This window comes from Pseudomonas sp. PGPR N4 (assembly GCF_059693665.1).
In genome coordinates this window covers 268,233-280,126 of the sequence record NZ_JCAUKV010000007.1, presented here as the reverse complement: position 1 = coordinate 280,126, position 11,894 = coordinate 268,233, and the positions used below count along the sequence as shown (strand labels likewise).

Genomic DNA, 11,894 nt, shown 5'->3' with positions numbered 1-11,894 from the left:
CTTGACTCGCTTGCGATCTCTCGTAGCGGGAGGCGAATTCTACAGCGTTACAACCTGCTGTCAACTGCCTTTTTCACCGCTGGCGATCTTTCGATCGAAGCCCTTGCAGCATCTCTGAAACTTCTAACTCATTGAATCTCAAGGAGTTTTCCGCTCCAACTACGCTGGAAGTGGGGCGCATTATAAGCGCTTACAGAACCCCGTCAACCGTTAATTTCAGCTTTGTGCAATATCACTGGAATAAGTCTCTCACACCGCCCTGCCCCGCCTGCCGATCAACCGCGGAACGCGCCGCGCCACCAGCGGAACCCGCAGCAGCAACAGCAATGCGCCGATCGAGGCGTAGATCGCCCACTCCTTAAGATCCGAACGCACGATCCACAGGAAATGCAGCAAACCCAGCCCAAGAATCACGTACACCAGCTTGTGCAGCTTCTTCCAACGCGCACCCAGGCGCCGCTGACTGTAACGATTGGAAGTCAGCGCCAAGGCCAGCAAGCCGAGGAAGGCCAGCGCACCGACAATGATGTACGGCCGCTTGCGCAACTCAACGCCGAACTGCCCCCAGTCCAGGCCGAGGATGAACACCATGTAGGTGATCATGTGCAGCACTATATAAGCAAAGCTCCACAGCCCCAGTTGCCGGCGGATCACGATCCACCCCGACCAGCCCGTAAGCCGCTGCAGTGGCGTCATGCTCAAGGTGATCAACAGGAAGATCAGCGCCCCCAGGCCCAACCGGTCCATGATGATCTTGCCCAGGTCCGGGCCAAGCTGGTTGGTCGCCGCCTCATACAGCCACCAGCTGGGGAACAGGCAGCCCAGCACAAAGATGCCCAGGCGCAACCAGGGATAGCGCATCAGTAGTTCTTCCGCAGATCAAGGTCGCTGTACAACGACGCGACTTCATCGCCATAGCCGTTGAACATCAAGGTGTCGCGCACGTTCGGGCTGAACAGGCCACTCGGCAGCCGCCGCTCACGGGCCTGAGTCCAGCGTGGATGATCGACCGTCGGGTTGACGTTGGCATAGAAGCCATACTCGGTCGGCGCCAGGCGCTCCCAGGTGGTTTGCGGCTGCTCCGCCACCAGGCTGATGCGCACGATCGACTTGATGCTTTTGAAGCCGTACTTCCACGGCACGATCAGCCGCAGTGGCGCACCATTCTGGTTAGGCAGTTCACGTCCATACATGCCCACCGCAAGAATCGCCAATGGGTTCATCGCCTCGTCCAGGCGCAGGCCTTCCACGTAGGGCCAGTCGATCAAGGCAAACGATGAGCGCTGGCCGGGCATTACCTTTGGGTCCTGCAGGGTTTCGAAACGCAGGTAGCGCGCCTTCGAAGTCGGCTCGACCTGCTTGAGCACCTGCGCCAGGCTAAAGCCCAACCACGGGATCACCATCGACCAGGCCTCGACGCAGCGCAGCCGATAGATGCGCTCTTCCAGCTGATAGGGTTTGACGAAGTCTTCCAGCGCATAGCGCCCTGGCTTGGCCACCTCGCCATCCACCACCAGGCTCCACGGCTCGGTTTTCAGGCTGCCGGCATTCGCGGCTGGATCACCCTTGTCGGTGCCGAATTCATAGAAGTTGTTGTAGTGGGTGGCGTCCTTGAACGGCGTGATCGCCTCGTTCTCGACCGTCACCGCGCCCCACCGGGTAGCGCCGAGCTTGTCCTTGAACCAGCCCGGCGCGGCGCCAGGCTCAACATCGGCATAGCGCGAAGGCTCGGCGCCAAGCGCAACGCCAGGCAATGCGGCCACGGCGGCACCCGCCAGGGAAGCACCCAGCATGGTACGGCGAGAAAGGTAGATACCTTCAGGGGTGATCTCCGACGCTTTGCAGTCGGATGGACGAGCGATCTTGATGAGCATAACGGCTCCACAGTACGGGCAACTGATGTACCCGTAAGACTATGGAGCCGGAAGGTTATTCCGTCATTAAATCAACTTCAGTTTTTTTGCCGACGTACCCGCAGCAGATACTGCACCGGGCCCGACACGGCATAACCGAGGAAGATCAACAGCAGAATGCGCGGCGGGTCGCTGAATACCACGGCAAACACCAGCACCACTGCAAGGATCGCCACGAACGGCACCCGCCCACGCAGGTCGAGTTCCTTGAAGCTGTTGTACTTGACGTTGCTGACCATCAGCATGCCCGCAGCCGCCACCAGCAGCGCCACCAGGAACGACAGCTTCGAGCCCTGAATGCCGAAATCGCTGAAGGCCCATACGGTACCCGCCACCACGCCTGCCGCAGCCGGGCTGGCCAGGCCGATGAAGTAACGTTTGTCAGCAGTGCCGACCTGGGTGTTGAAGCGTGCCAGACGCAGGGCAGCACCAGCGACATAGATGAAAGCAACCATCCAGCCGACCTTGCCCATGTCACCCAGTGCCCAGCCGAATGCCAGCAGCGCCGGCGCCACGCCGAAGGCGACCATGTCCGACAGCGAGTCGTATTCAGCGCCGAATGCGCTCTGGGTGTTGGTCATGCGTGCTACCCGGCCATCCAGGCCGTCGAGCACCATGGCCACGAAAATGGCAATAGCGGCAAAGGCGAAGTACTTGCTCGCCTCGCGCGGGTCACCTGCGCTCATGGCGCTCTGCGCGCTGATCGAGCTGATGATCGAGTAGAAGCCGGCGAACAGGTTGGCCGTGGTGAATAGGTTGGGCAGCAGGTAGATACCGCGATGACGGACCTTGCGCCCTTCGGCGTCATGCCCTTCTTCAACGTGCTCATCTACAGGTAGCAGGCTTTCGGCGTCGGAGGGCGTGTTCGGCTCTTCGGGACGTTCGCTCATGAAAATTACCTTGATTGGAAAATGTTCGATACAGGCTTGCGAAGCACAAACTGACGGCAAGCCACTGGTCGCTTTATACCAGAAGCGCGCCGCTTAAACGAAAAAACGCGGCCTAAGCCGCGTTTTTCATCTCATCGCAAAGACTCAGTTCTTGGTCTTGTCGACGATTTTGTTGGCCGAGATCCAAGGCATCATGGAACGCAGCTGCTCACCGATCACTTCAATACCGTGGGCGGCGTTGTTACGACGCTTGGCGGTCATCGATGGGTAGTTGGTAGCACCTTCGGAGATGAACATCTTGGCGTACTCGCCGTCCTGGATGCGCTTCAGAGCGTTGCGCATGGCCTGACGCGATTCGGCGTTGATGACCTCAGGGCCAGTCACGTACTCACCGTATTCGGCGTTGTTGGAGATCGAGTAGTTCATGTTGGCGATACCGCCTTCGTACATGAGGTCAACGATCAGTTTCAGTTCGTGCAGGCACTCGAAGTAGGCCATTTCTGGCGCGTAGCCAGCTTCAACCAGGGTTTCGAAACCGGCTTTGACCAGCTCGACGGTACCGCCACACAGAACAGCCTGCTCGCCGAACAGGTCGGTTTCAGTCTCGTCCTTGAAGGTGGTTTCGATGATGCCGGTACGGCCGCCGCCGACGCCTGCAGCGTACGACAGTGCAACGTTCTTGGCGTTGCCCGAGGCGTCCTGGTAGATAGCGATCAGGTCAGGGATGCCGCCGCCTTTGACGAACTCGGAACGCACGGTGTGGCCTGGGGCCTTCGGCGCGATCATGATCACGTCGAGGTCAGCACGTGGCACGACCTGGTTGTAGTGGATCGCGAAGCCGTGGGAGAAGGCCAGGGTGGCGCCTTTCTTGATGTTCGGCTCGATTTCGGTCTTGTACAGAGTGCCCTGGAATTCGTCCGGGGTCAGGATCATGACCAGGTCGGCAGCAGCGACAGCTGAAGCCACGTCAGCCACTTTCAGGCCGTGAGCTTCTGCCTTGGCAACGGTAGCCGAGCCTTTACGCAGACCGACAGTTACGTCTACACCGGAGTCTTTCAGGTTGCATGCCTGAGCGTGGCCTTGCGAACCGTAGCCGATGATGGCGACTTTCTTACCCTGGATGATGGAAAGGTCGCAGTCTTTGTCGTAGAAAACTTTCATGAAATACCCCTGTTAGATCTCGGCCCCTGCGGAGCCATCGCTATTTGTTTAAGTTAGACGCTGAGCACTTTGTCGCCACGGGCAATGCCGGTAACGCCGCTGCGCACGGTTTCGAGAATCGATGCAGTGCCGATCGCCTGGATGAAGCTGTCCAGCTTGTCGCTGGTGCCGCTCAGTTGCACGGTATACACACTGGCGGTGACGTCGACGATCTGCCCACGGAAAATATCCGTGGTGCGTTTGATCTCGGCGCGCTGGGCGCCGGTTGCCTTGACCTTGACCAGCATCAATTCGCGCTCGATGTGCGCGCTCTCCGACAGGTCGACCAGCTTCACCACTTCTACCAGCTTGTTCAGGTTCTTGGTGATCTGCTCGATCACCTCGTCATGACCAACGGTAGTCAGGGTCAGGCGCGAGAGGGTTGGGTCCTCGGTCGGCGCCACGGTCAGGCTTTCAATGTTGTAGTTGCGTTGGGAAAACAGGCCGACCACGCGAGACAAGGCACCGGGTTCGTTTTCCAGCAGCAGGGAAATGATGTGCCGCATATCAGGTACGCTCCGTCTTGCTCAGCCACATGTCGCGCATCGAGCCGTCTTTGATCTGCATCGGGTAGACGTGCTCGGTGCGGTCAATCGCGATATCGATGAACACCAGCCGGTCTTTCATGGCGAACGCTTCTTCCAGCTTGGGCTTGAGGTCCTTGAGGCTGGTGATGCGGATACCGACGTGGCCATAGGCTTCGACCAGTTTGACGAAGTCCGGCAGCGATTCGACATACGAATGCGAGTGACGGCCGTTGTAGGCCATGTCCTGCCACTGGCGAACCATGCCCAGCACACCGTTGTTCATGTTGACGATCTTCACCGGCAGGCCGTACTGCATGCAGGTAGACAGCTCCTGGATGTTCATCTGGATGCTGCCTTCGCCGGTCACACAGGCCACGTCCTGATCGGGGAAGTTGAGCTTGATGCCCATCGCCGCCGGGAAGCCGAAGCCCATGGTGCCCAGGCCACCGGAGTTGATCCAGCGGTTCGGCTTGTTGAAGCGGTAATACTGCGAAGCGAACATCTGGTGCTGGCCGACATCGGAGGTGATGTAAGCATCGCCATTGGTCACTTCACACAGGGTTTCGATCACGGTCTGCGGCTTGATCACGCTGCCGTCGCCCTTGTCGTAAGGGAACAGGCCGCGGTCGCCACGCCATTCGTCGATCTGCTTCCACCAGGCATCCAGCGCGGCCTTTTCAGGCTGCTGACCGATTTCCTTGAAGATCGCCAGCATCTCGCTGAGCACGCTGTCGACTGGACCTACGATCGGCACGTCAGCCTTGATCGTTTTCGAGATGGACGCCGGGTCGATGTCGATGTGGATGATCTTGGCATTCGGGCAGAACTTGGCCGGGCCGTTGATCACACGGTCATCGAAACGCGCGCCGACAGCCAGGATCACGTCGGCATGGTGCATCGCCTGGTTGGCGGTGAAGCTGCCATGCATACCGAGCATGCCGAGGAACTGGCGGTCGGTACCGGGGAAGCCACCCAAGCCCATCAGGGTGTTGGTAACCGGCAGGTTCAGCGACTTGGCGATCTCGGTCAGGGTCTCGGAGCCACCACCGAGGATCACACCACCCCCGGAGTAGACGATCGGACGCTTGGCGGCGAGGATCATCTCGGCTGCCTTGCGGATCTGCCCCGAGTGACCACGTACGGCCGGGCTATAGGAACGCAGCTTGACCTTCTTCGGATAGACGTACTCGAACTTCTCGGCCGGGTTGGTCATATCTTTTGGAATGTCGACCACGACCGGGCCAGGACGACCGGATTGCGCCAGGTAGAAGGCCTTTTTCATGACTTCGGGGATTTCCGAGGCATGCTTGATCATGAAGCTGTGCTTCACGATCGGCCGGGAAATACCGATCATGTCGGTTTCCTGGAAGGCGTCGGTGCCGACCATGGTGCTAGGCACCTGGCCCGACAGGATCACCATCGGAATCGAGTCCATGTACGCGGTGGCAATACCGGTGATGGCATTGGTTGCACCCGGGCCGGAAGTCACCAGCACTACGCCAGCCTTGCCGGTGGCACGGGCATAGCCGTCAGCCATGTGGGTTGCAGCCTGCTCGTGACGAACCAGGATGTGCTCGACTTCCGGCTCTTTGAACAGCGCGTCGTATACATGAAGGAGAGCACCGCCAGGGTACCCGTAGATGTGCTTAACGCCTTCGTCACGCAAGAAGCGGACGACCATCTCAGCGCCAGATAAAAGCTCCACGTTGTTCACCTCTAAAACGCCAGAATACCGTCCCTGATGGACGGGTCTTAATAGGTTTACTGCCAAGCAGAGCACGAGCGAACGTCAGCACTGACTGAGCAAGTATTGGGAGCGCCCCAGAGTGTTGCGGGGTTTTCCCACCCAGCGCGAGGTAACGCGTTGCGGGGTGTTACAAGTCGGCGCGGGTATGCGCCTCATGATCTGCTTAGCGGGTCTGCTTCTGGCAGTCCCTCTAAAGCGGAACCTGATTCTTGTGATTCGCCGAGGTTATGTCAAGAAAAATTATTGCCAATTTTTCCTCGAGATGAATTTGTTCCACCACGAATACAGTTCACAGCAGCAGAAAACCAAACAAAAACAAAAAAAAGAGCCGCAATCTGCGGCTCTAGTCTGAAAAAGAGCAGAAATCAGGCGGATGTGCCGATCAATTGGTCAAATTCAGCCAATAGTCGGCGCAGCTCGCGACTTTGATCCGGGCGATCACTGAAAACCGTTTCAGCCATGACCAGAATGCCCGAGGCGTTCGGCAGCGGCTGGGCGTGTTCGAGGATGAACGCCATGCGTGGCAGGAAAATCCACTGCAGCCACTGCTCAAAGCTCATCACATCGACCGCAAACGGCGTGACACTGGCCAGTGCTTCGGCACTGGGTGCCTGCTCGCTCCACCAGCCCTGACTGCGCAACTCGTGCTCGATCAGCAGCAAATGGTCGGCGATGTCGAGAATGCGTTGCTCGACCATTACAGATTGACCCGGGCTTTCTGCCGAGCCAGAGCGGCACCGGCGCTGTCACCCTGCTTCTCACGGGCCTGGGCAATGGTGTTCCACAGCTCCGCTTGTAAGCTTGGGCGACCATTGGCGTAGGTCAGCGCGCGGCGTGCGAGTTGCTCGGCCTGGGCCGAATCACCCTGGGCCAGGCGCACCTGGGCCAGGCGGAACAGCACCTGCGGCTCGCGCGGGGCAATGCGCTGGGCGCGCTCAAGGCTCGACGAAGCGCCATTGAGGTCGCCACCGCCTTGTTGCTGCTGGGCCGTGGTCAACAGCGCCAGCACCGGGCCATCGAGCTGTTCGTCAGCCGACAGGCCGCCAGCTGGCGCGCTGCGCGGGATACCGGTAGGCGCACTGGTCGCCGTCGGGGTGCTGTTCATCGAGGCGATGTCGAACGGCTCGTCGGCAATCGGGTTGGGGTTGGTGGTAATCGGCGCGGTATCGATCGGCGCGCTGCTGATCGGCGCCGCGTTGCCAGCCGGGAAGGTCTGGATCGACGAAGCACCGGCGCCTTGCGGGATCATCACGGTCACGCCGGAGTCCTCAGGCAGCGACTGCGCCTGGCTGGTGCCATTGGCGGTAACCGGCGTGCGCTGGTTGGCGGTGACCCGCTCGCTGTTGGATACCCGGGTGCTCGAGTCGACCACCGGAATGTTGCCGCGTGGAACGCTGGCGCAGCCATGGAGCATGGCCAGCGCGGTCAAGGCAGGAAGCCACCACTTGTTCACTTGTTACCCTCTCTAAATGCGGCTACGGGCCAGTGGGTCATCCCCGCCGGCCCGCAGTGCTCAATTCATCCAACCCTTGACCCAATCCATGACCGAGTCGGCCGGTTGCTGTTCACCACCGCAGGCAGCGCCAGCGGCCGGTTCGCTGCCGCGAATATACGGCATCTGCACTGCTCCCGGACAGCTGCTGTCCGAGCCCTGCCCGCTGTATGGGTCGATCCAGGCCTGGACGATGTTGTCCGGCTGCGGCATGTCCAGTGGCAACGGGTCGGCCTTGCGCATGAAGCTGGTCCAGACCTGCAACGCACCGGTGGCGCCGGTGAACGGTGTCTTGCCGTTGTCGTCGCGGCCGAGCCAGACCACCGCCAGCAGATCCTGGCTGAAACCGGAGAACCAGCTGTCGCGCGAATCGTTACTGGTGCCGGTCTTGCCGGCCAGCGTCAGCGAGCTTGGCAGGACACTGTAGACCGAACGCCCGGTACCTTCACGCATGACCCGCTGCATGGCGTTCTGGACCAGATAAATGGCACCTGGGTCGAAGCTCTGCTGGATCTGGAACGGGTAGCGCTTGAGCGGCTCGCCTTCGGCGGTGAGCACACTGCGAATGCCGCGCATCGGCGTGTTGAAGCCACCGTTGGCGATGGTTTGGTACATGGTCGCGACCTGCATCGGCGACATCCCGCCAGCGCCGAGCAACATCGACGGGAACGCCGGCCAGTCGACATTGACGCCGAGCCGACCGATGGTCTTGAGCACGTTCGGCACGCCGACTTCCAGGCCTAGCTTGGCGGTCGACAGGTTGTACGAGTTGGCCAGGCCTTGATACAGGTAGATAGTGCCATGCGCACGGCGGTCGTAGTTCTGTGGACGCCAGACCTGGCCATCCGCCCCCTTGACCGAGAACGGCTCGTCTTGCAGCCAACTGGTCAGGGTGTACTTGCTCGGTTTTTCCAGTGCACTGAGGTAAACCGCCGGCTTCACCAGCGAGCCGATCGGGCGCACTGCATCGATGGCGCGGTTGAAGCCGGCAAAGCCGGACTGGCGGCTGCCGATCAGGGCCTGGACTTCGCCGGTTTCCGGATTGGTCACGACCATCGCCGACTCGACCGCATCCGAGCCCTTGCGCCCGGCCAGACGCTTGAACGTCTCGCTCATGGCAGTCTCGGCCTTCATCTGCAGGATCGGGTCGAAGCTGGTGAAGATGCGCAGGCCTTCTTCGGTCAAGTCTTCGTCACGGTAGTCCTGGCGCAGCTGACGCTTGACCAGATCAAGGAAGGCCGGGAACGAGCTATCGGCGAGGCTGCCGCGCTTGGTCACGCCCAGTGGCATTTTCTTCGCCGCGTCGACTACTTCCTGGCTGGCCACACCCTGCTCGGCCAACAGGTCGAGGACCAGGTTACGGCGCACCAGCGCACGCTCAGGCGAGCGCCGCGGGTTGTAGTAGGACGGCCCCTTGACCATGCCCACCAGCAAGGCGATCTGGTGCAGCTTGAGCTCTTGCAGCGGCTGGCTGAAGAAGAACTGGCTGGCCAGACCGAAGCCATGCACGGCACGTTGGCCATCCTGACCGACAAAGACCTCGTTGAGGTAAGCCTCGAGAATCTCGCGCTTGTCGTAATGCATTTCGAGCAATACGGCCATCATCGCTTCGGTCAGCTTGCGCGTCAGGCTGCGCTCGCTGGTCAGGTAGAAGTTTTTCACCAGCTGTTGAGTCAGGGTACTACCGCCCTGGCGCATGGCGCCGGACGAAGTGTTGACCCAGATCGCCCGGGCGATGCCCTTGGGTGACACACCAAAGTGGCTGTAGAAGTCGCGGTCTTCGGTGGCAACCAGGGTTTCCAGCAGGTACGGAGGCACCTGATCGATCTTGATCAGGATGCGATCTTCGAGGTTTTTCGGGTAGATGCCGCCGATCATCAGCGGCTCGAGCCGGACCACATCTAGCTTGCTGCCATTGGCGCCAGTCATGCCGGCCACATAATCGCCCGAGAAGCGCACACGCACGAACTGCGCAGGTTCCAGGCCTTCATAGAATTGGAAGCCGCGGGTGTTGAGGTCGACATTGTTGCCGTTGACCGACGCCGCGCCTGGGCCATTGGCCGCGGTTTCACGGCGGTAGCCAAGGGCGTCGAGTTCGGTGAGGAAGTCGTCCTTGCTCAGCTTCTGGCCGACGAACAGCTCCAGCGGCCGGGCATACACTTTGGCCGGGATGGTCCAGCGCTTGCCGGAGAACTTCTCCTGGACGATGGCATCGAGGTAGATAGCAAAGCCGGCGAGCAGCACCAGGCCGACCAGGCTCAGTTTGAGAGCCCAGCCCAGCCAGACGCGCGAGCGACCAGGCGAGCGTTTTTGCGCAGTACGGGAATTTCGGGATCGAGTCATGGCGGCGGATTATACGCACTTTAGTCAAGGCAGGCCCGGCGGTATGCAGGGACGGCACCATTGACCATAATGGCGCATTCGAATTCCCTTATCCCGGAAGGATTGCCCGTGAGCCAAGCCCTCATCAGTGCCCTGCAGAACCCCGCCCTTTACCCGCACCCGGTCAGCGGCTTCCAGCTTATCGAGACGCACATCTCCTGGGTCCTGCTCACCGGTGAGTACGCCTACAAGATCAAGAAACCGATGAACTTCGGTTTTCTCGACTTCACCGGCCTCGACCAGCGTGAACACTTTTGTAACGAAGAACTGCGCCTGAACCAGCGCCTGACCGACGACCTGTACCTGGACGTGCTGCCGATCACCGGCAGCGCCGAGGCGCCGCAACTGGGCGGCGAAGGTGCACCGATCGAGTTCGCCCTGCGCATGCGCCAGTTCCCCCAGAGCAACATGCTCAGCACGCTGCAGGCCAACGGTGAACTGACCGCCAGCCACATCGACCAGATGGCGCGGCAGATTGCCGAGTTCCACCAGCAGACGCCAAAGGTCGCCGCCGAGCAGCCATTCGGCACCCCGGACAGCGTGATGGCACCGGTCGAACAGAACTTCGAGCAGATTCGCCCGTTCCTCAGCGACAAGGCCGACCTGCAGCAGCTAGACAACCTGCAAGCCTGGGCCCGCAGCAGCTTCGACCGCCTGCATGGCCTGTTCGAGGCGCGCAAGCGTGACGGCTTCATCCGCGAATGCCACGGTGACATCCACCTGGGCAATGCCACGGTGATCGACGGCAAGGTGGTGATCTTCGACTGCATCGAGTTCAACGAGCCATTCCGCATGACCGATGTCTGGGCTGACACCGGCTTCCTTGCCATGGACCTCGAAGACCGTGGCCTGAAGTGTCTGGCGCGGCGCTTCGTCAGCCAGTACCTGGAACTGACCGGCGACTACCAGGGCCTGGAGCTGCTCAACTTCTACAAGGCCTACCGCGCCCTGGTGCGGGCCAAGGTCGCCCTGTTCAGCATGCCGGCCGACGCAGATGGCGTGCAGCGCGCCACCACCCTGCGCACCTACCGCAACTACGCCAACCTGGCGGAAAGCTACAGCGCCATCCCTTCACGCTTGCTGGCGATCACCCATGGCGTTTCGGCAGTAGGCAAAAGCCACGTGTCGATGCGCCTGGTCGAAGCACTGGGGGCGATCCGCGTGCGCTCCGATGTCGAGCGCAAGCGCCTGTTCGGTGAACAACTGGCTCAGGCTGCCGGCCAACTGCAAGGCGGCATTTACGCCGAAGATGCCAGCGCCGCTACCTATAAGCGTCTGCATCAACTGGCCGACGTGATTCTGCGCGCGGGCTTCCCGGTGGTGCTCGACGCCACCTACCTCAAGCGCGAACAGCGCCAGGCCGCCGCCAGCGTCGCCAACCAGACCGGGGTGCCATTGCTGATCCTCGATTGCCACGCGCCGGATGCGGTCATAGAAAGCTGGCTGGCACAGCGTCAGGCTGAGCAGCTTGACCCTTCCGACGCCACCCTTGAAGTGGTCAAGGCTCAGCAGGCCAGCCGCGACCCGCTGGACGAGCAGGAGCTGCGCGACAGCACCCGCGTCGACACCCAGCAGGGCGCCGCCATGGATGCCGTGATCGAGCAGATTCGTCAGCGCCTGCCCGGCCTGTAACATCTCCAAAGCGCGGGGCAGCAATTGCCCTGTGCTGCCCTGCCCGCCGCGCACGGCGGGCTTTGCGGGCGAATTCGCCAACCCCCGCTACACTCCTGTCTGACCTGCTCA

General features: G+C 60.9%; 10 protein-coding genes. 1 reads left to right on the top strand and 9 read right to left on the bottom strand.

The features are described 5' to 3' along the window. Nucleotides 1-249 precede the first annotated feature (249 nt). The 9 genes from msrQ to mrcB form a co-directional block, all read right to left on the bottom strand. Complete coding sequence (gene msrQ / locus AC58X1_RS23190) at nt 250-861, bottom strand: protein-methionine-sulfoxide reductase heme-binding subunit MsrQ (protein ID WP_101322122.1); 612 nt, start codon at nt 859-861, stop codon at nt 250-252. Continuing rightward, nucleotides 861-1,874 (bottom strand): protein-methionine-sulfoxide reductase catalytic subunit MsrP, encoded by a 1,014-nt coding sequence (msrP, locus tag AC58X1_RS23185; protein WP_101322123.1) that lies wholly within the window; start codon nt 1,872-1,874, stop codon nt 861-863. The genes msrQ and msrP overlap by 1 nt, the downstream gene beginning before the upstream one ends. A gap of 77 nt (nt 1,875-1,951) precedes the next feature. Beyond that, complete coding sequence (gene pssA / locus AC58X1_RS23180) at nt 1,952-2,803, bottom strand: CDP-diacylglycerol--serine O-phosphatidyltransferase (protein WP_101322124.1); 852 nt, start codon at nt 2,801-2,803, stop codon at nt 1,952-1,954. 144 nt (nt 2,804-2,947) lie between these two features. Beyond that, nucleotides 2,948-3,964, bottom strand: coding sequence for a ketol-acid reductoisomerase (gene ilvC / locus AC58X1_RS23175; protein ID WP_101322125.1), 1,017 nt, complete (start codon nt 3,962-3,964; stop codon nt 2,948-2,950). Nucleotides 3,965-4,017: 53 nt separating this feature from the next. Further along, on the bottom strand, nt 4,018-4,509 hold the full coding sequence (gene ilvN, locus AC58X1_RS23170; RefSeq protein ID WP_101322126.1) for an acetolactate synthase small subunit: 492 nt from the start codon (nt 4,507-4,509) through the stop codon (nt 4,018-4,020). 1 nt (nt 4,510) lies between these two features. Continuing rightward, nucleotides 4,511-6,235 carry an acetolactate synthase 3 large subunit gene (locus tag AC58X1_RS23165; RefSeq protein ID WP_101323108.1) on the bottom strand — a complete coding sequence of 575 codons (1,725 nt, stop codon included), beginning with the start codon at nt 6,233-6,235 and terminating at the stop codon, nt 4,511-4,513. A 407-nt stretch (nt 6,236-6,642) separates the two neighbouring features. Then, nucleotides 6,643-6,975, bottom strand: a complete 333-nt coding sequence (locus tag AC58X1_RS23160) for a YqcC family protein (RefSeq protein ID WP_497429526.1) — start codon at nt 6,973-6,975, stop codon at nt 6,643-6,645. Next, nucleotides 6,975-7,730, bottom strand: coding sequence for a tetratricopeptide repeat protein (locus AC58X1_RS23155; protein ID WP_497429525.1), 756 nt, complete (start codon nt 7,728-7,730; stop codon nt 6,975-6,977). Before AC58X1_RS23155 ends, AC58X1_RS23160 begins: the two co-directional genes overlap by 1 nt. Nucleotides 7,731-7,790: 60 nt before the next feature. Then, nucleotides 7,791-10,112: a penicillin-binding protein 1B gene (mrcB, locus tag AC58X1_RS23150; protein WP_181108634.1), complete on the bottom strand. Its 2,322-nt coding sequence runs from the start codon at nt 10,110-10,112 to the stop codon at nt 7,791-7,793. Between the two features lie 108 nt (nt 10,113-10,220). Here mrcB and AC58X1_RS23145 point away from each other — a divergent pair, with 108 nt between their 5' ends. Then, on the top strand, nt 10,221-11,783 hold the full coding sequence (locus AC58X1_RS23145) for a bifunctional aminoglycoside phosphotransferase/ATP-binding protein (protein ID WP_497429524.1): 1,563 nt from the start codon (nt 10,221-10,223) through the stop codon (nt 11,781-11,783). Nucleotides 11,784-11,894 lie beyond the last annotated feature (111 nt).